At 45.2% G+C, this 19,804-nt stretch carries 14 protein-coding genes and 1 pseudogene; 8 read left to right on the top strand and 7 right to left on the bottom strand.

The features are described from left to right. The first annotated feature begins 489 nt into the window (after positions 1–489). Entirely contained in the window at positions 490–867 is a 378-nt protein-coding gene (locus AC1DXC_RS24115; protein WP_477461735.1) for a hypothetical protein, read from the top strand. Positions 868–1,433: 566 nt separating this feature from the next. Further along, positions 1,434–4,292 carry a TrlF family AAA-like ATPase gene (locus tag AC1DXC_RS24110; protein WP_477461734.1) on the top strand — a complete coding sequence of 953 codons (2,859 nt, stop codon included), beginning with the start codon at positions 1,434–1,436 and terminating at the stop codon, positions 4,290–4,292. Between the two features lie 437 nt (positions 4,293–4,729). On the opposite strand, the gene AC1DXC_RS24105 is transcribed toward AC1DXC_RS24110, so the two are convergent. From AC1DXC_RS24105 to AC1DXC_RS24085, 5 genes are read right to left on the bottom strand one after another with little or no spacing between them, the layout of a single operon-like run. After that, positions 4,730–6,280 carry an argonaute/piwi family protein gene (locus AC1DXC_RS24105; RefSeq protein ID WP_252758884.1) on the bottom strand — a complete coding sequence of 517 codons (1,551 nt, stop codon included), beginning with the start codon at positions 6,278–6,280 and terminating at the stop codon, positions 4,730–4,732. Beyond that, positions 6,252–7,718 carry a toll/interleukin-1 receptor domain-containing protein gene (locus AC1DXC_RS24100; RefSeq protein ID WP_477461733.1) on the bottom strand — a complete coding sequence of 489 codons (1,467 nt, stop codon included), beginning with the start codon at positions 7,716–7,718 and terminating at the stop codon, positions 6,252–6,254. The genes AC1DXC_RS24105 and AC1DXC_RS24100 overlap by 29 nt, the downstream gene beginning before the upstream one ends. Further along, positions 7,687–8,613, bottom strand: coding sequence for a DUF4145 domain-containing protein (locus AC1DXC_RS24095; RefSeq protein WP_477461732.1), 927 nt, complete (start codon positions 8,611–8,613; stop codon positions 7,687–7,689). The genes AC1DXC_RS24100 and AC1DXC_RS24095 overlap by 32 nt, the downstream gene beginning before the upstream one ends. A gap of 3 nt (positions 8,614–8,616) precedes the next feature. After that, positions 8,617–9,090, bottom strand: a complete 474-nt coding sequence (locus AC1DXC_RS24090) for a hypothetical protein (RefSeq protein ID WP_477461731.1) — start codon at positions 9,088–9,090, stop codon at positions 8,617–8,619. Between the two features lie 5 nt (positions 9,091–9,095). Beyond that, positions 9,096–9,428: a hypothetical protein gene (locus AC1DXC_RS24085; protein WP_477461730.1), complete on the bottom strand. Its 333-nt coding sequence runs from the start codon at positions 9,426–9,428 to the stop codon at positions 9,096–9,098. Between the two features lie 221 nt (positions 9,429–9,649). Here AC1DXC_RS24085 and AC1DXC_RS24080 point away from each other — a divergent pair, with 221 nt between their 5' ends. Beyond that, positions 9,650–13,459 carry a PIN domain-containing protein gene (locus tag AC1DXC_RS24080; RefSeq protein WP_477461729.1) on the top strand — a complete coding sequence of 1,270 codons (3,810 nt, stop codon included), beginning with the start codon at positions 9,650–9,652 and terminating at the stop codon, positions 13,457–13,459. Between the two features lie 572 nt (positions 13,460–14,031). On the opposite strand, the gene AC1DXC_RS24075 is transcribed toward AC1DXC_RS24080, so the two are convergent. Then, a complete protein-coding gene (locus AC1DXC_RS24075; protein WP_477461728.1) occupies positions 14,032–15,558 on the bottom strand; it encodes an IS630 family transposase in 1,527 nt (508 codons plus the stop codon). 455 nt (positions 15,559–16,013) lie between these two features. Between AC1DXC_RS24075 and AC1DXC_RS24070 the strand changes: the two genes are divergently transcribed. From AC1DXC_RS24070 to AC1DXC_RS24055, 4 genes are all read left to right on the top strand, one after another. Next, the gene (locus AC1DXC_RS24070) at positions 16,014–16,373 is read left to right on the top strand and encodes a plasmid mobilization protein (RefSeq protein ID WP_477461727.1); all 360 of its coding nucleotides are present in this window, start codon (positions 16,014–16,016) and stop codon (positions 16,371–16,373) included. Next, positions 16,348–17,547: a relaxase/mobilization nuclease domain-containing protein gene (locus tag AC1DXC_RS24065; protein WP_477461726.1), complete on the top strand. Its 1,200-nt coding sequence runs from the start codon at positions 16,348–16,350 to the stop codon at positions 17,545–17,547. Before AC1DXC_RS24070 ends, AC1DXC_RS24065 begins: the two co-directional genes overlap by 26 nt. A gap of 66 nt (positions 17,548–17,613) precedes the next feature. Continuing rightward, positions 17,614–17,961 carry a hypothetical protein gene (locus AC1DXC_RS24060; protein ID WP_477461725.1) on the top strand — a complete coding sequence of 116 codons (348 nt, stop codon included), beginning with the start codon at positions 17,614–17,616 and terminating at the stop codon, positions 17,959–17,961. Next, a complete protein-coding gene (locus AC1DXC_RS24055; RefSeq protein ID WP_477461724.1) occupies positions 17,889–18,764 on the top strand; it encodes an ATP-binding protein in 876 nt (291 codons plus the stop codon). Before AC1DXC_RS24060 ends, AC1DXC_RS24055 begins: the two co-directional genes overlap by 73 nt. On the opposite strand, the pseudogene AC1DXC_RS24050 reads toward AC1DXC_RS24055, so the two are convergent. After that, positions 18,761–19,250, bottom strand: a pseudogene (locus tag AC1DXC_RS24050) (magnesium chelatase subunit ChlI family protein); the annotation flags it as partial. The gene AC1DXC_RS24055 and the pseudogene AC1DXC_RS24050 sit on opposite strands and share 4 nt — an antisense overlap. On the opposite strand from AC1DXC_RS24050, the gene AC1DXC_RS24045 reads away from it, so the two are divergent. Beyond that, positions 19,247–19,714: a helix-turn-helix domain-containing protein gene (locus tag AC1DXC_RS24045; RefSeq protein WP_477461723.1), complete on the top strand. Its 468-nt coding sequence runs from the start codon at positions 19,247–19,249 to the stop codon at positions 19,712–19,714. The pseudogene AC1DXC_RS24050 and the gene AC1DXC_RS24045 overlap by 4 nt on opposite strands. Positions 19,715–19,804: the final 90 nt, after the last annotated feature.

The raw sequence follows: 19,804 nt of genomic DNA, 5'->3' as shown, positions 1-19,804 counted from the left end.
ATAAACAGATAAAAGTGAATTCTCTCGGCATTAGCCCATGATTCTAAGATTTGCAATTTGATCCTGCTCCCCTTTGCTTATTATAATTGAGTGGGAGCAGGATTAAATTAGAACACTTTGGCAGAAAGCATGCAAGTATAGCAACATTTATAACATCACCTTTAGCCTATGTAATTGTAGTAGCCAGATATTAAGTCAGGATTTTCAGCGGATTAATCCCACATAGGTCGCAGCAATTAGCGCAAATTATACTAATACGTCTTTAGGTAATTATTTTGCCGACAATAATCACCTTAATGTTTTCCGTTTAAGATTGCGTTTACAGAATGGTCGAGCCCTCGATGGTTTAGTTCCGACTGCAGTATACAAAATCCTTTCCAGTACGTAACATCTTTGATTGGGAACCAAAGCCAAATCGAACAATAACGCAGAACTTTTCCAGATCGAGGCCAAGAATTATGCCTGTTGGGTTTTCCCTAATGCATGATCATGTTCGAGTTATTGGCCATCGATTACCGGGGCGAAATTGGCGCGAATGACCTAATCAAGCATGTCGGCCAAACGTTGAGAATGGTTGGCCCGAATGTATGCGAGAAAACCATACATACCAAAAACAAGCAGAAAATGTGGTTTGGCAACTTTTTAGATGCCGAAGGCAATGCATTCGATATCGTGCATTTCCCCAATAATACTCTGTTGTACCCATTCCGTGATAAAATCTGCTACCTTATGCTCGGTAAGGTCGTAGCAGAATTTGGATTGGAAAAAAAGCCTCGCGGCCATGCGGGGCTTTGCTCCCAAACTGGACATAATTCGAACCAATTGCTTGAACAATTGAAAATTTTAAATGAAATAAAGGTTGCTTAAAAACGATTTGGTTCCGCTACCGGCCAAGACTAAATTTTTAAATTAGCACCTAGGGGAAGCTTTTCGAACCCCTTTTAGCAGACTTAAGACTATTAGTCGCATCCTAACTATTCGTAACATTTTGATATCAAGCACAGTATGGAAATATTGTAAAACGTTTCATCGAAATTTACTTAACATAATACTTTGTAAGTTTCAAGCACCTGAACTTCTTTTCTTGCAAGAAAAGAGGCAAAAGAACCTTGGGAGATTTTGGCATTATGCACTCATCTTTCATAAGGTTTGAGTCGTCCTCCCGCTCGCTTTAAATCTAAGACCCAACCTGACTGTTGTCGACCGCTTGACAATTGACTTGCAGATTTTTGCTGCAAATCAATTGTAGTTCGAATCCAATGAAAGAGGATAAGAAGGAAAATAAAAATGAAAGTCAAAATAGCTCAGTAAGGCATTTGGGGCAAAATAAATAAATTTAATAAATGAGTAAAACCGTAAGGATATTGATACGCAACGGGTACATTTGGACTGAAGTTTAATGGCACAACCACCAATACCTTACAATTTTAAATATGGATAAAGGCGCGCATTATCAGAAATGTGATTTTCAGGTTCACAGCCCGAGAGACATTCGATGGACAGGAAATAAATTTGGTGTAAATCCTGATGAAATTGAAGCTCTGACCGATGTACAGCAAAAAGAAATTGTTGATAGCCGCATAGAATTCGCCAAGGAATACTTGCAGAAAGCAAGGGATAAAGGTTTGAATGCGATCGCTATAACAGATCACCACGACGTTGTTTTCGCAAAAATAATTCGCGATGTGGCAGATGCAGAAAATCTGGCATTTATCGCAGACAACCGACCGGAGCTCTGTGTGACAGTATTTCCTGGAATAGAAATTACACTGAGTATTCCCACCTGCCAATGTTTATTAATATTTGATTCAAATTTACCCGCACAGCATTTAGATTCCGCTTTATCGATGTTTGGCATTATTCCTTCAAGTGAATACGAAAGAGTCACCGCTGAAACTATCCGAATTCCCAATGAGCAAATTACTGATCTTCAACATTTGCATAGGAAACTTGATTCACAACCTGTATTAAAAGGCAGGTATATATTACTGCCCAATTTAGGAAATGGTGGACAGTCAACCCTATTACGTGCAGGAGCTCATGACCATTATAAAAAAATGCCATCGGTTGGTGGCTACGTAGACAAAGCCATCCCCACAAACGATAGCGGATGGACAAATAAGTTAAATGGCGGAGATATAAATTATGGAAACAAATCAGTAGGGTTATTTAGTACCTCAGATAATCGGTTTGAAGACGGCCGGGAACTGGGATTACATTATACCTGGGTCAAATGGGCAGAACCGAGTGCTGAAGCTTTAAGGCAGGCTTGTTTAGCCAGGCAGTCAAGGATTAGTCAGGAAGAACCGCAGGTCCCTCAAATATTTATCACTAAACTTGATGTAACGAATTCAAAATTCCTTGGTTCGTTTGCTATAGAATTTAACAAACAATATAGTGCATTGATCGGCGGAAGAGGTACCGGAAAATCTACTGTATTAGAGTATTTAAGATGGGGGCTTTGTGACCAAATTGTCGTCTCTTCCGATCCGGAAGACTTGAACGATCTTGAACGAAGAAGGCAAAAATTAATAGAAAAAACATTATCCGATTTCGAGGGAGAGGTAAGGATTACATTTACATTGAATGGAATCAATCATATTATAAAAAGAAGTTCTGTCACTAATGAGACCACGCTAAAAATCGATGGCCGTGATTTCCAAATTGTAACTGAGGAGGACGTCCGAAAAATTCTCCCGATCCAGGCTTACAGCCAAAAACAGCTAAGTGGAGTTGGTGTGTCAACTGAAGAATTAAAGCGTTTTATCGAAACGCCTATTGCAACAGAGCTGTCCAGCTTTGAGTTTCGATTGGCAGAAATCAATAAACAAACGCGATCTGAATACCTGAACGTTAACAGAAAGAAGGAAATCGAAAAAGAAAATGATCAAATTAATCTTGAAATCAATTCCTTAAACACCCAGGTTCAAAATCTCAGGGGCTCATTAGGTGGTATTAGCGACGCACAACAGCAAATAATTGCTAAAAAGGCCACCTTTGATGCTGAACTAAATATCGTTAGTAATATAAAGAGTGAGTTAAATACTGTAAGCAGCAAAATCAATGAGTTGAGTACTCAGATAGATATTTACCCTCAATCTATTCCAACAAATATAACTTTAGAAAACGCAGCAATCATCAATGATCTGGACACTAAAAGACGTGAAAAGATTGGAGAAATAAAAACTTTAATTATTCAACTCAAAGCCGTTTTTGACGCTGAAAACACTACAGAAATTCGTGCTATATTACAACAATGGGAACATGTTAAAGGGGGTTTTGATGGGCAATATGAGGCCGCTAAAGCCAGTACCACTTCTAATCTTCAACAACTGACGGAAATTCAGCGAATAGAGACCAGACTTAACCAATTACGCGAAAGTGTTAACGATCGTTTGGCTAAATTAATAGAAATAGGTGTGCCGGAAGTACTTTTTGCAACTCATCGCTTATCTTACTGGGCGTTACACAGGGAAAAATTGGTGTTATTAACTGAACAGGCAAGGAAATTTAGCGAGTTATCCAACGGGCTAATAAAAGTTCTGGTTGAAAAAAACATCGATTTAGAACTGATAAAATCTGAGTTGGCAAAATTTTTCCAGGGGACGAGAATAAACCAGGATAAAATACAGTCTATTGTCGAAAATATCGCCTCCGCTGCTGATCCGCTAATCGAATGGGAAACAATTCTTAACGAATTACGGCCTTTGGCGGAATTTAAGCAAGCTGAAGGCAATACTATCCAATTCGCACCATTATGCCCAAAACTGAGCGGTTACGGATTAAATGAAGGGAATTTATCAAGAATCGCTGAGCTGTCCACAACTGATATGTGGTTAAATACCGCGACCATAAAAATTGAATTTACCCCAGAATTTAAGTATACCACAAATAGTGAAATGGAAGATGTTATAGCATTTTCCGAAGCAAGTGCGGGTCAACAGGCAACGGCACTGCTAACTGTTTTACTAAATCAACCCGGAGCGCCTTTACTAATAGATCAACCTGAGGATGATATTGATAACAGAGCTATTGATGATATTATTAAAAATATTTGGGCTGCTAAAAAACACAGGCAAATTATTTTTACTAGTCATAATGCTAATTTGGTTGTTAATGGCGATGCAGAATTAGTTGTCTGTTTTGATTATAGGGATACCGGAAGTCAAACCCGTGGTACAATTAAAGCCCAAGGAGCCATCGATTCAAAAAATGTTAAAGATGAAATAACTTCAGTGATGGAAGGCGGTGAAAAAGCCTTTAAACTACGGAAAGACAAATATGGTTATTGACGCTCTATCCCTTACTTAATATTAAATCATTGATTGACCGGCTGAAAAGGCAATTTATGATAATAAATAGTTAACTTCTATTGGTTTATGTGTTACATTATTCTTGTTTGGTTTACAATTTTAAAACTTGGGAATAAATGAAATCTTTTAGCTCCGGCTTTATACCTATAAACCGTTTTGCCCTAGTCAAAAAATATCTTATCTCATTCAGGTAATAGAAACAATTATTATTTCTAATTAAATTATTCGGAAGCTTTTTACTTTAGTCTTTAGCAAGCGGTGTATATCGGCTTAGAAACAAACCTATAATCATAGTTATGATTTGATAAATTAAACACCACTACCTTTCTTTTAAATGACGAACAGCATCATATACTGATCATTTGCAGGTCGAGGCAAGTGGAGCGGCTGTATTTATAGCTAACCTGTTTATCTTCTTAAATGTAATATCTGAAAGGCAAGGCAGGTTTGAGCCCATCTAAATTCCCTGCGGTAAGTACCTCACCAATAACATTGGCAAACTTAAGCGTAACAGGTAGTCCATCACAAAAGCGGCAGGAATTGTAGTTGAGTTTCGTGAGGGCAAGGATATCCTTACAAACCGTTTCAATTTTAACGTTACCTTTTCCGCGGGTGATTTGGATGGTCAATGGGTTTGGAGTTTCCATGCCGAGGGGTTGCTGGAGGCGGGGAATGAAGCCTTTCGTCCACAGGAACGCATTGTTTTCATCTTTCACGAGGTAGCTGCCCCGCAAAATTGGAAAGTTTTTATCCCGGTATAGTTTAAATACTTTTTCGTCTTTAATACTGACGCCGACGAGGTTAATCTCCAGCTCTGCAACCGCATCACAAAAGCCCGCCCATTCTTCATTGTTGAAATGTGTGCGGCCGTGAATGAATATTTCTTTCGGTAATTGCTGTTCGTTTGATTTTTTAAATGACTGGATGGCTTTTGTCAACAGGTCAAGGGCGGCTTCCCGGGTCAGGTGATATTCCCTAGTGTCTTCGTTGTACCATGGCCCTACCGCACCCTTGAATACCATTCCATCGCCGGAATCCAAAAACATCTGCGCCGCACAGCAGGCGTATTTACTTTTCTTTTGTCTTTCGTCGATCTTGAAGACCATACCTATATAACAAACATCCTTGCGGATGCCGCCCAATTTCCAGGGTAGGCCGCCAATTTTGTAATAGGTAGAGGTCGCGATATTCCAGGCCACATCAGTTTCCATATGCGACAGGTCCCTTTTAGGTTCCCGGTTTTTTTTAAGAAACTCATCTTCCAGGTATGCCACGGTAGATTCGCGGATAATCTGGGTCAATATTTCGTGTTTAAGCAATTTTAGTTTTAATTGATTATGAAAGTTGTTGTCATAATCATAAGCTTTTTTCAGTTTGGCATATTCCGGTTCGATCTCATCAAATAAGCCGGGATTTGAACGCTCGTATTTGTTTTTGATACCGATCTTGATGGGGTCGCCAAGTCCCTTGGATTTGATGCGGCCGTGCTGATAGACCTGATCCGGGATGACAACGAACCAGAGATTCACGGGCGGCCGATCGTCATCGGTCTTATATTCGATCAGTGAATCCACATAGAGGTCTACCATGCTAGCCACCCGGACGTGATTATCGGTGTAGCGGTAATATTCATTCAATTTCGTTTCGTCTACTTTGAGCTCAACAGTTGAATTGAGATTGATAGTGATACCGAAGATGGCTTCAAAGCCTGGATAGAACGGCTTGGCGTAATCCTTTTTTAGCGGCATCATGGGTTTCAGGAACTTGTTGATCCATTTTTTCATCCGCGCGATGCCTTTTTCGGTGCCGATCAGTCCTACAGAAAAGTTATTGATCTTGTTTTTGTTGAATGGCCCAAATAAAGTCAGGCCATCTCGTGGATCACTAACTTTCTGATCGTGGTTGAAAAGCAGCAGAGGTTCCGCAATATGTTTGAGCTCAAGCACTGTTACCTCCTTCTTCGTCATCGTAAAATTCTTCTTCGTCCAAATAACTGTCGATCGGCTTCAGTCTTTCCTCGTCATTAGGCTCGAAATAGCTGAATTTGGCCTCAAAAGTGATCGGGGTGGTAGAAAGCGTGATCGTTTCTTCTTCGGCGACGGTCAGGACGATCTCATCGGCTTCCGTGTTAGAAAGGCGGGACAAAAACGCAAGCAGCTGGTCGCGCCACTCTTTATTGTGCATTGTTTTTCCTTTGTTTCTCCGGGCGCTGTGCATCTGTTTTTTATCGATCCAGGGTTTGATGCCGTCATCAGTGAAGATGATATGGCTTTTAAAACTGAAACAAAGTTCTGGGTAGAGCATTGGGCGGAAGCTGATGCCGAAATGCCAGAATCCATCATAATACTTACCGGATACGCCGATGTTTTTGGGCTTACCGTTCAGCATGAACCGGCCCTTCGCCTTATCTTCTTTATGTTCAAAGAAATAACAGTTACTATTGGACAGTTCATAGATCTTCAATTCCATTTCTTTCAGGTAGCTTTCCAAGCACTCGCGTAGTAACCTTACCAGTAAACGCCGGAAGTCGTGATATTCCGGAAAGGAATCGGATTCGTACCATTGCAGCGCATCCGAGCTGTCCTTTACCAATTGCTCAATAGGCTTTACTTCTAAATTTTCATCAGCCAGAAAATAATTGAGCGTTTTTTGAAATGTGACGATCATGTTGCCGTGCCGGTAGCCGGGATAAACCAGATTCTTTACGACGGCTTTTGCCTGTTCATCATTATAGAATTTATAAAAGTGGATCTTTTTTGGAAGGACCGGTATTTTTAGCCAGTTGGAAAAGAACAGGTCTTTCTCTTTGTATTCTATGCCGGAATAGGTGGTGTAAACATTGTCATACCAATCCATAATAGAGTTGGTATTGGCCGCTACTTTGGGCACTTCGTCAAAAGCCAATTTGCGCAAAAGCCTTTTGAGTCCTTCGCCCCAGTTATTTTCAAAGGAGATGATGTTCTTGCGGTTGAGTCCGATACGGGCATTATAGGGAGAGTTATCAACCTTCACCGGGATGATAAAATCTTTTAACTGGTATTGCCGTTCGATGCTTTTGCAATGTTCCCATTCATCCAGCACCCCGCTTTTATTAAAGGTCACACCGGAAACGACCAGTATATATTTGATGCTTTGATATTCCAGCAAGTCTTGCAGATTCTTCCAGTAATCGGCCTCCCCACCCAGTAAGAAAGACAAGTCGCATTCACAGTTATACCCTTCATTTTTCAATTTGGATTGAAGCCAAAGCGTAAATTCGTTATCCTCCGGGGTCGCGTGACCAATAAATACAATATCTCTTTTCAATACTTCCAAATCTGTTTTAATTAAGGGATCAGGTAAAAATACGGATGTCTGTTCATATTGTCCAGGGTCAGATATCAGAACCCCTATCCCAATCGACATCTACGATCGTATAATATTGCACAGGCGGTAATTTCCTATCCGATGATTCTTTTAATTCGCCTTTGGCTAGCTTGGTGTACTCGCCGCTCTCGATCTTTGCTAAAAGCTCCCGTTCAAACTCCGAGCCTTTGTCGTGTAACCTTCGTGCCGATTTGCCGAGGATCTTGCCGAGGGTAAGTGAATCGCCAACGGTAAGTTTGGTCATGGCTGTGCTGAGCAAGGTTCGGAATCCATTGAAGTCTGTAACCACTTTTTCAAGACCGCCTTTGATCTGCTGATCGATGATGTACAGGTTATTCAAAAGGTGGTCGACTATATTCAATACGATGTACAGATCGGCTTCTTTGGGAACGATCATGTCGTGTGCGGAGTCATTGCCCGAAAAGCGGATGGTATGCAGTCTTGCCGCTTCGCGTGGCGTAATCAGCTTTTTGATCACCATTTTGTCGATTTGCGGTTTGAGGTCTTCCATCTCTTTCACTTTGATGCCCTGATCGATGCAAATGGCTTCTATTATTGTCCTGAAACCGATCGCTGTTAGCAAATGTGATTTAGCGGTGAATGCCCTGAGTGTGTCCTCATAAACAATACGGATCTTATCCGGCAAGAGCGCGGTTTCCAGTTCGTTCCGGTGAAAATCAAGGGTCTGCGGATAATAGTCAATGGTCGTTGTCGGGAAATGGTCGTTTTCCTGCTGATCATAATACATCATTTCATAGTCCTCGGTGGTGGTCCGGTAGGAAACGGTTTCGCAACCGTCGCATTGGACTATCGCATAATAGTGAACGACCTGGTAATGCCACGAGCCGTCGATCTTTAAAAGTTCTTTTACGGTATGATTCGTGTTCTTAAAGCAATCCCTGCAGTAATTATCAATCTTTTGTCCTTTATCCATGAGCTATTTATCCTTTTTGCCGGCCATATTCAAAAAGTACCAATCCGCGATCTTTTTGTTATTGAGCTTGCCGCTGGTCAGCGATGCCCAGCTTTCGGCAACGCCGATCCATCCTGCTTTACGTTCCTGGAAATTATCCAGCATCTGGTTTACGGCTCCCGGGTCTCCCTGTTCGGTGAATTTGGTGCGCATGTAGAGGAGTTTGTCCAGCGTTTCTGCCCAGTCTTGGTCGGTAGCTCTGCCTGATAAGGTAAAATCGATCAGCTTGATCATATAAAGTGTTTTCTGCACCACTTGCTTCGGGCCCATCCCATCGCTATCTAGTTGCTTCGCAAAATTCGTAATCCGCAATAGCTGCGTTCCGCTAAAGGGCTCCGGGTCAAGAAGGAAATGGCTGGCCAATGCCCCAAGATCATCCTGGTGCGTGGCTTCCCGGCTCAGGTACCATTGCTGGATCTGGTCCAAAGGTGTATCCATCGTATTTATATGCGTGTAAATGGTGTCAAATAAGTAAACAGGTCCCGTTGCTTATTTTTTAGGTCCAATAGCTTGGCGATCGTCCCATTTAACTCGTCGCCCTGGTAGGCAGCCACGCGCGCACTGAGTTCCTCCCAGAGCTTGTTGATGATCCCTTTGTCCCCGGCGGCCATACCCAGCGTCTGTACTTTTTCGAGGATATTCAGGTCAGCAAAAAGCTTCAGCAACACCGTTGAGACTTCGGCATTGATATCGTGGTAAACTTTTTTGTGGTCAGATTCTTCAATGCCTTTGTCAGTAAGCAGCGTAGTTTGCGCATCCAGGTCTGTGACGACCATCAAGAGTGCGGGCATAAATTGATTTGCATTCATATAAAAGGATTAGGGTGTTAATAATGAGTATCAAAAATACATAATATTAAGTTCTAAATAGCCGTGGCTCATATTCTTCAATGCTGCCTAAATGCGTATTGTGGTATCAGCGAAAAGGCGCTGGCTATTGGTTGTGGATCGGGCGGTAAAAAAGCTAAGTTAAAAAAATACTGCTAACTTCGGCTTAGATGAGCGCGAGGAAGGAAACCCCGATACGTTTAAGTCCTTCTAAAGAGACCTTGAACCGGCTTTTTGCCGTATCGGGGAACGTATGCTCCTTTCCAGGCTGCGACCACCCGGTCTTCGATGAAGACTTTGAACTGGTGGCGCAGGTCTGCCATATCGAGGCAGCGATGCCGGGAGGTGAGCGCTTCAATACGGAATCCAATAATGAGGACCGCCGCAAGCAGGAGAACCTGATGGTGATGTGCCTACGGCACCACGTGAAAACGAATAACGTCTTTGTTTATACGACCGAAAAGCTGCGGGAAATGAAACGCGACCATGAGGCCCAGTTCCTGGAGAGAGACAAACAGGTGCCGATCCCGCCGATGGCCGTGGATAAGGCTTATGACGAGATCAAAAAGATCTCCGAACAGATCTTAACGACGGTACTGAGTACGGATGCTAAGGTCGACCGACTGATCGAGCAAAACGAACAGCTGACCGCGCTGGTGACGGCCCAATCGGCCGGGCTGGCAGACTCCCCATTCAAATCCGAGATCGACCGGATCATGTCGCTGCGGGATACGTTCAATCAGCAGAGCGCTATCGATCTCTTCACCAAATTCCGCGAAGATAACTGGGACAAGCTTACGTCGAACGAAAAATTCCGCACGCTGGCGAACCTGGCCATTTGTTATTTGGAAATCAACAGCGACGGGGAGGCCGCCGACCTGTTCATAGAGGCGCTCGAACACGAACCAAACCTGGTGAAGGCTCTTGGACTGGCGGCGCTCGGCTACACCATAAAGGAAGACAGCGCACACGCTGAAGAAATGACGGCCAGGGCGCTGGTGCTGGACCCGCTCGACATCAATGCGTACCAGGCGGTCATCCACACGATGGGGCTGAAGGGCGAAACTTTCGGAACGATCCTGTCGGCCATTCCGGAAGCAATCCGCCAGCAGCACGAGATCGCCTACGCGCTGGCTTATGTAGCCCGGGAACGCGGTCTGCTCAATGATGCGCTGACCTGGTTGCAGATCGCATATGATCAGACGGAAGGACAAAAGGCAGACCTCACGGCGGCTATTGCCAACGTGCTGCTGGAAACCATCAATGCCGAATCCTTCCTGCTGAACGGCATCGTTGACCAGGATGGTAAAAATAAGGCGCGGCTTGCGCTGCAATATTATACTGAGGGGTGGGCGGCCATCGCGGCGTCCACCTTACGGCCTTCAAGGTCGTGGTGGCTGGTCAACCGTGCCGTTGCCAAAAAGTTCCTCGGCGACAAGCAAGGTGCCTACGACGACGTACTGGCGGCCTGGGAATTGAACAGCGATTTTTGGACCTCGCGGCACCTGGCCGTAGCTGCCCTTGACGTCCGAGATTTCGAACAACTGCACAAAGCGCTGGCCCGCATGAGCGAAACGGCCACGGATGAGGATGAAAAGACACAGACCACGCTGTTTATCGCCGAGGTCGACGTATTGGAAGGGCGCCGGGAGCAGGGTGTCGCCGTCATGGAAGGGATGCTGAAGAACGGGCTCGGCGAAAAGGAAACGATCTATTTCCGCAACAAACTGGTCGAACTGTACAGCACGGCCGGCGATACGGAAACTGCCGAAAAACTGATCGCCCAGATGGTTACAGAGCATCCGGATGCAGTGCGCACTTATATTACGCAGGCGCAGTTCCTGAACCTGACCGGACGCAGCAACGAAGTCAGGGCAAGTCTGGAAAAGGCGAAAGCGTTGATCAATGACGATACTACTGCCCGTGACATCCACGAACTGGCGGAGTTATTTTATCTGAGCGGCGAGCGCAAGATCGTGGCGAAGCTCTTGGAACGGATCGCCAATCCCGGGATCTATTCCAAGATCACCAGGCAACTGCTGCTGGCCTACTATGAAGCCGGCGAACATGCGAAGCTGATCAAAACCTGTGAGGGGCTGCTGGCAGCTTACGGGCCGATCGATATGGTGACCGAAATGCTCTCCTGGGCCTACGAAGGTTTGGACGACCTTCCCGCGGCGGTCAAAGTTTTGACGGATTACCTGGAGATCTATCCCGCAGACCAATTGATTCAGTCCAGGCTGGCCTTCGTATATTACCGGCAACTGGGCAAAGAAAACCTTGCTAAACTACTGGCCACCATCGATCATATCGACCAGACCCTGCCCATGGAGACCCAGTTCAAACTGGCGCGGATGTTCGAATACATAGGCGATCTGAAGAACTTTAAAAAATTCAGTTATGAAGTGCGCCGCAACTTTTACGAGCAGGCACAGGCGCATGATACTTTTGTGTCGATGTTTACCGAGTTCACGCCCAATGAGGCGCCAGCCAGCAAACCAGTAGAGGCGGCTTTGCATACCGCTGTCACCGTTAAATTAAACGATGCCCACGTTACTTACCTCATTGAAGACAGGGATCATTATTTCAAGACACGGGGCGAAATAAGCCCGCAGAGCCCGATGGGTGCCGCGCTTATGGGAAAAGCAGTCGGTGAAGCATTTGTACTGGAGCAGGACGGACTACAACAGGAATATGAGATCGTCCATATCGCTGACAAGTTCAGCTTTGCTTTCAATGAAAGCTTTTATCTGCTGACCACTAAGTTCGTCGGCGAAGCCAAGACCAAAAAGATCACCATTTCGCAAAAGGAAAACGGCGAACTGGATTTGGAAGCGTTTTTCGCACCGCTGAGATCCGGCGTAGACGACGACCGGTATATTGAAGCCATCTACCGCGAGCGAAAGCTACCTATTGGCGTGGCGGCAAGTTTTAAAAGGATCTCGCCGATCCGCTCTTGGGCACATTACATGGCAGACCCGGCACTCGGCGTATTCACGACAGGCCCGAATGAGGAACTGCTTATCGCCGAAAGGCTGGTCCGTGCAGGAAAGCCGCTGGTGCTGGACATCTTGGCGATCACCACGCTGTCCAGTCTTGACGTGCTGGACGACCTGAACAAGCTTCCCAATCAAAAGATCGTTACCCGTTCTACGCTGGAAGAACTTTACGACCTGCTCAAAGAGCAGCAGCGCAGCAGCCAGAGCGGCACTTTTACAGTAGGCTATGCAGACGGACAGTATCTTAAACAGGTGCTCAGCCCGGAAAATATCCAGGCGCAAGTCAGCCACTTGCAGGGACTGGCGGATTGGGTGAACACTCATTGCCAGGTCGTGCCGGTGACTGCGGCGCTGAAACTGAACGCCCATAAAAAGCAGGACCTCGACGGCAAGATGGGAAAGAGTTTTGTTGACAGCATCCTGACCGCCCAGGATCAAAATGCAGTGCTTTATGCCGAAGAAATGCCCTTGCGCGGCTTTGCCTTTGTGAATTACCAAGTCAACGGCTGCGCGACGTTCATCCTGCTCCGGGTGCTCCGCGACCTGAAGCTGATCGATACAGGAAGGTTCCGGGACAAAACCCTGCACTTGATGGGGATGAACTATAAGTTCATCCCCGTCGACGCTGATATCCTTTACCTGGCCGCCACAAAATCGAAATATACCACAGGATTCCCATTTAACGTCGCCGTCAACGGGTTGATCGCGCCACTGATGCTCCAAGGTTTTGAGACCGCAGAAGCGGTTAAATTCTTCTACAAACTCTATAGGGAAAAGCTAACCGTGATCCTCGACTCTGGTGACATCAATCATATCCAAACCCTGCTACATGCTACCCTCAACACCTTATGCAAACTGTTCCCACCAAGGCTGTTGGAAGAAGACCTGATGCGGAAGATTGACCGAGTGTTTATATACCTGCCGCTTCAGCAGCACGAACTCCGCAATATGATCAGGCAATATTTCAGCAAAGCAATATAAACGCTCATGCCCCGCTTCACACTGTGTAGCCCACGGTCAACCAAGTGTTTTGCACTTCGTACTTAGTTGCTAATACGGTTGCGTATCAATTTGTCGAACGATATAGCACAATTAAAATATTGGGTTCTCCACCTTATAAAAAATTAACTTCTAGCATTTTATTCAATAAAGGATAACTGAACATTATCTAAGAAATCACTACCACGCTGAATATTCCGGGGCCATTGATCAACGCGTTCCTGAAAAGAGTTCAAGGCGTTCCATTAAATCTTGACGATGCTTAACCTGTTGATTTTAATATTTGAAATTGGCATAATTTAACGGAACACTATTGTCAAGCACGCGGGGATGTGCAGTTACATCCGAGTTTACCCAAAATGATTTAGACTTATATTCCGTCTCAATGACCTGAACAACTTTACTGGAAAGTTCTGACAGCGGAATTGCTGAAATAATATTATCCAGGTGACCGATTTGGTTTTGATAAAGTTAAACAGATATTCATCGTTATCCATAAATACCTAAAAGCTTTTATATAAAAAAGCAAAGCCAACAACTGCCGGGCATGACGATTACCTCATATTATGGTAACGACAGTTGTTTGCTTCATCGAAAATCGGCTTAACCCTTTCCATGCCCCAAATCATTTTTCCCGCTCTTTTTGGATGCGCTAGGAAATATTGATTTCGTTCCGCAAAATGCCGATCGATAGCTACCATACAAGCTTCAACAGAATCATAATCGCTATTGTGAATAACTGCTTTTGCCAGACCACTGAAAACCGACTCAATGACATTTAAGAACTGGGCGGAAGCTGGTAATGGGGCAAGTTCTACTTGTGGGGTAGTGGTGTCCAGGTTGATTTCCTCTATTCTAGCATAAAGCTTTTTAGAGGCGTGCCAGCTGGCCGCATCCCAGGAAAAAAAGATTTTCTCTTGATTGCCATACTGCATCAATAATATATCAACTAGTTTGATCATTTCCTCCGTATTCTTATGCCGGGAATAAAAATGCGTAACCTGATTGGTTGATAATTCCAGTGCGGCTGTAACAATTAGCCAGCCTTTGCTGCGCTGAAGTTGCGGCACAACTACGTTTTTTTTAGTGAACGTGCGGCCGCCCTTGAGTTTTACTGAAAAATGCCCGTACTCATCAACAGAAAAGAACTTCTCGTTTTCACCCAAATTTGCAAGTATTTTTTTTATATAGTCTAATTTCTCCCGGAATAAGGGATCAGGGCTCGTCAAAATTTCTCTTGATTTTCGAAAGCCGAAACCTTGGTTTTTCAGGTGTGTTGATACAGTCATTGCACCAATAGATTGCCCATGAGTTTTTTCGTAAACCGCAGCCAGATCCTCCAGGCGCCAGGACGTTCGGTTTATACCATGCAATGCAGGTGATTCATGCAATATCTTAACAAGGTTGGTCCGGGTTATTTTAATACGTTCTTCAATTGCAGCATTAATACCAACAGGCTTAGGGATAATACCAGCTAGACGGTGCTTCCTATAATGATCGATCCAGCGCTGTATGGTTCTTACATTTTGTTCCACCTGGGCCGCCATTTCATGGACATTTCGTTTATTCAATGATCCCAATAAAACAGTTGCCCGTTTCCATCGGTTATTCTGATTAGAGCGTTGCCACTTTTCCAATTCAAGGAGGTCGGTTGGTTCAATTTCCCGGAGCCGTCGGTGCGTATAAATACAGGCTTTTGTCTTACGCCGCCATGCGATATAGTGTATTGTGAACTGTTGTAGGCTATAACCATTTGTTTGGATGACTCTATAGTCCTTCCAAAGCGGGATTAATTGCACCTGCAACGTTACAGACTTTTCCATTAGAGAAGGAAGCAGGCTGATCATTTCAGCCAAACGGGGATCTGCCGGTTTTACATGTTTTATTTTAGGCAGTCGGAACTTGAAATCATCCAGCTTCCCGGGATAAAGCCGTTCAATTTCTCTAAACTCCTTGCGATATTTATTTATAGTTGTTGTACAAAGTCCAAGCCTCAAAGCTAATGCTGCCGAATCAGTAGCTCCATCTATGAAGTCTTTGCGGATGCTAAACACCTTAAATCTTGCTGTTTTAGATACCATTGCGGTAATGTATTGAATTTTCTTTACATCAGTTGTGAATAGCCGTCRGCATTTTCATCAACTCCATTTGTTCAATGCTCAGCGCTAAATAACACGGGGGCTAACGATCAAATGCATTTGCGCATAGACATGCTGATGCCCGTCGATAACAAAGTTATTTGACGGCTGACATCGTGTACCCGCAGATGCGTACCCAGATTTTGCAACATCCGATGGCCGCATAAATACGATAGAGCTGGATACATAAATCTTTTGAGTTCCGGGTATTTTAATAGCTCTGATAATGTGAAGCAAGCCATGTTTTCGCATTGCGAAAACGGCTTGCCGGGGTACCCGGACCCGATATACTTCACTTTGTTCAGCACATCATTTCAACAAATTTTTGATTTTTTTAGGTTGCCACCCTTCTGGGTACCAACTTGCGTTCGCCCTGTTTCTGACCTTTGGTGCTGAATATGGGCAGGCCGAAAGCAGATATTGATAAACTACGGAATGTTAACTTCACTATCCGCTTAACAGCTAAGGAAATTGGGCAGCTTGATGACGCGGCCTTGCTTTGCGGCAAAGCAACCGGAGAGTTAATCAGGCATAAGCTGTTTAAGGGTAAGTTTCCGGAGGCAAGGATTGCCCGGCTGGAGTTGAACACTTACCTTGAGTTAAAAAAAATCGGAGTCAACCTTAACCAGCTTACGAAGCTTGCCCATACCGGCAGGATAGATATGAATTTTATTAAGATTTTGATGCAGCTGTTAAGGCAACAGGAAGTCATCATCGCTCAAATACTTTTCCGTGATAGCCAGCCAGGTAATAGGTAGGGATTTTATGGGTGCACTGGAATATAACTGCAACAAGATCGACCATCCCGACATCAGGCAAAGGGCTGAGATCCTGGATAGTAACTTCGCATCGTTTAATTATGATATCATTCAGGCCGAGGTGGATGCCGTGCGGCTGCTCCGCCCAAACCTAAGCAGGTATGTTTACCATACCAGCCTTAATTTTTCTAAAACAGAAATTGATTCGTTGTCAAACGATAAGCTGTTAGCCATCGCCCACGATTATCTGGACGGTCTTGGCTATAACAATAACCAGTACATCATCTTTCGTCATTATGATGCCGACCATCCGCACCTGCACCTTTTGGTTAACCGGGTAAGCTTCGACGGCAATGTCGTCACCGACAGCAATAATTATAAACGAAGCGAAGCTGTCGTACGGCAGCTTGAGGTTAAATATGACCTTATACCTTTAGAGCAAAGTATATATAAAGCTACAAAGAGAGATAACCATATAACAGTAGAGCGGAATAGCCATGTATCTCAAAAGGCGCTTAAAAAAAATGAAATAGAAAAAGCTTTACGTACCGGAAAACCCTCGGATAAAATGGTTTTACAGGAAAAACTTAACAATATCATCGGACGAGGGGGTATTACTTTACAGCAACTAATCACCAGGGGCGAAGAGCAAGGAATCTATTTCCTGTTCAACCAGGCTTCCACAGGGTATATAAGCGGCATTACCTATTTCCATAATGAGTTTAAGGCAAAAGGGCAGGCACTTGGTAACCGGTTTAAATGGGCGGAGTTGATCAAACACATTGACTATGAGCAAGACAGAGACCGCCAGGCGGTTAGCGAGGCAAACGAGCGGACAACAGCAAAATACGGGCAGCTCACAAGCCAACAACAATCCACCGGGCAAAGCGGACGAGGAGCTTCTGAGTTTTTTACAGGCAATAGGGAAGATACTGGAATCGACGGAATCCAACAAGCTGATTTTGGAGAAAATGGAAATGAAGCTCAACCAGATGGAGAAGGGCTATTCGGAACAGCTGCGGATGATAATCATGTTTATGCTCATCCCGATGATGATGGCCATGATGGGGTTAGTGGCAGTATTAATATTCAAATAACCAATGATGTTGACGACGAGGCCATACATGGCAGGAACCGCAGGCGGCGCAGCAAGCCGAGGACCAACACCAGGTAAAGAACTAAATGGTATAAAATGTTGTTAAGATTAAGTAAATTTGAATATCTGATAAAGATATGCTGTATGGAAATTGTCCTGGATCATGATCAAAAGCCGCAAGGCGTATTCCTTCCGCTCGATGAATGGGAACAGCTTAAACATGGCATAAACCGTGCAAGCGACCTTTACAAGCTGATGGACGAGCTTAGCCAAAAGGATATCTTTGATATGAACGCTGATGAATTCTCGGCTTACCTTGCGCCCGTTGCACAAAGTGTTGTTCAGGCAGCCCATGATCAGGATCTTTATTTTTCCTACCCTTCCGGCATGGCACCTGCTAGCCTGCGAAAGTCAGGTCCGTGTATGATCTTCCTATCGCCCTGGGAATTCTTTGTGAGTCCGGGCAACTACCACCAACCGAAAGTTTTCTGATCGCCTGCGGGCTATCTCTTAACGGCAAACTCCGCCCCATCAAAGGCGCACCCTCTATAGCCATCGCCGCTAAAAAAGATGGATTCAAAAGCATCATCCTTCCTGCTGAAAATGCTGCAGAAGCCGCCATCATTTCCGATATTTACGTCTACGGATTTGCAGATTTAGGCTCCGTCATCCGGTTTTTAAATGGCGAAAAAGCCAAGCCAACTACCCATCATACCCGTGGACTATTTATAAAAGAACCCGACTTTAAAGTTGACTTCCCAGAAGTAAATGGACAACTAAGAGTTAAGCCCACTTTGGAAATTGCCGCTGCCGGCAATCACCATGTGCTCCTGATCGGGCCGCCAGGCTCCGGCAAGATCATGCTCGCCTGCCGCCTGCCCGCCATCATGCCGCCCATGGATTTGCACGAAGCCCCGGAAGTGACGCGTATTTATTCGGTCGCTGGACTTTTGCAGACAGAGGGCCTAATGCCTTCCCGCCCATTCCGCAGTCCCCACCATACGCTATCGGACATCGCTTTAGTCGGCGGGGGAACTACCCCGCAACCCGGCGAAATATCTTTGGCTCATCAGGGTGTCTTATTTTTAGATGAACTGCCCGAGTTTAAAAGAAAGGCTTTAGAGGTATTGCGACAACCCCTGGAAGAAAGATTGGTGTCCATCTCCCGCGCGAATTACAATAACGTTTTCCCAGCCGGGTTTTTGTTCGTTGCTGCCATGAACCCCTGCCGGATAACCGAGGCAACCGACCCGAAAAGGCGAGTAGATTGCCCTCATTGCGGCCAAATCATTTAACCCGCCCAGCTCTCCCTATCCAAGCTCCTGAAGTGGATGGCTTCAGCGAGGTGCTCCAGCAGTATTTCTTCGCTCCCTGCAAGGTCGGCAATCGTGCGCGATACTTTCAGTATGCGGTCGTACGCACGGGCGGAGAGGCCCAGTTTCTCCATGGCTTTCTTTAAAAGCGTTTGGCCGGCCTGGCTTTATCTTGCAAATGTCGCGCACCATCTGGGGGCTCATCTGCGCGTTGGCGTGCAGGTCGGGCTTGCTGCCGAAACGTTCTATCTGCAGTTCGCGGGCTTTGATTACGCGGTCGCGGATGTGTTCGCTTTTCTCGGCCAGGCGGTCTGATGATAGCTCGGTAAAGTTTACCGGGGTAACTTCTACGTGCAGGTCTATCCTGTCCAGCAACGGACCGGATATTTTGCTGAGGTATTTCTGCACGGTGCCCGGCGGACAGATGCATTCCTTCTCGGGATGGTTGTAATAGCCGCAGGGGCATGGCGGCGAGAACATTTCTCTCATGCACCAAGGTACTGAAAAACCCTTTTGAAAGGCAGAAAATTGTCACCCCGCAAACGCTCGGTGAGCATTTATTAAACAAAAGGCTTGACAAGGGATTGCTGCAACGGGAAGTCGCCAGCATACTTTCTGTATCGGAAGACACCGTTACCTATTGGGAGAACGGGCGGGCTGCGCCGCAGCGGCGGCACTACCCAAAGCTGTTCGAATTCCTGGAGTATTATCCGTTCGACCACGAAGTTGAGAGTGTGGGCGGAAAGCTGAAACAAGTGCGCTCGGCTATGGGAATGACGGTTGGGCAGTGCGCAAAGGCCCTGCAGGTTTCCGAAAACGCTATCCTCCGATGGGAGTCGGGCAGGCGCATTTGCAACCCCCAATACCAATCGCTGATTGAAAATGCATGGTGTGAACTCCCCCATTACTGCACCCAACGTCCTCCCTTGTGAGGGCGTTTTTCTGATTTTTTTCTCGAAAAAAGGGCTCTTGCAATCTACATTGGAGGGCATGAATTTAAGCGTTATTACAATGGCAAGCAC

The sequence above is a fragment of the Mucilaginibacter sp. P2_D11 genome, assembly GCF_056404435.1.
This window is presented reverse-complemented; position numbering and strand designations above follow the sequence as displayed.